At 47.7% G+C, this 572-nt stretch carries 1 pseudogene; it reads right to left on the bottom strand.

Annotated features, from left to right (window positions below):
* Nucleotides 1-572: pseudogene (locus R7Z47_RS26095) on the bottom strand (hypothetical protein); the annotation flags it as partial.

The raw sequence follows: 572 nt of genomic DNA, 5'->3' as shown, positions 1-572 counted from the left end.
CGACCGAAGCATTGAGCGCGATAATTTGGTTTTGAACGTCAGCACTAGCCTGATTGATATCAATGTTCATATCATTCAGTGCCTTATTAACATCCTTATTCATTCCCGTTATTGCGTTAACAACTGCCGTATCTGTTGATTCATCTGTTGGAGGGTCTTCAACATCAGGTTCATCTGTTGGAGGGTCAGGAACGACAACATCATTGTCTGAATCTGGTAAAACGCTAGGGTCTTCGATGTCGCCGCCTGTTGGGTCGTCTGGGTCATGGGTTGGGTCTGTATCTGGTTTTTCATCTGAATCTGGGTCTTTATAGTTTTTACACTCGGGGTCCGAACAGAAAGATGGACCGCTAGGCACGTTGCACTCAGGGCCGATAACCGTGTAACTCGCGTAGCACCAACCAGACTCACCGCACCAAGAGCTAGAACGATCAATGGCGGCACCACAACCGCCACCAATAGAAGAGCAAAGATAAGAAGAAGGCGACGAGTTTCCCCAGACGCTAGACATCCAACGTACGCTATCGGATTGACCTTCAACATCTGAACAATCACGGCCGTTACATTGAGAT

Origin of the sequence: Vibrio sp. 1641 (genome assembly GCF_033339995.1) — a bacterium.
In the GTDB taxonomy this organism is placed as follows: domain Bacteria; phylum Pseudomonadota; class Gammaproteobacteria; order Enterobacterales; family Vibrionaceae; genus Vibrio; species Vibrio alginolyticus.
The sequence above is the reverse complement of the archived record's forward strand: the minus strand, read 5'-3'. Positions and strand labels throughout refer to the sequence as shown.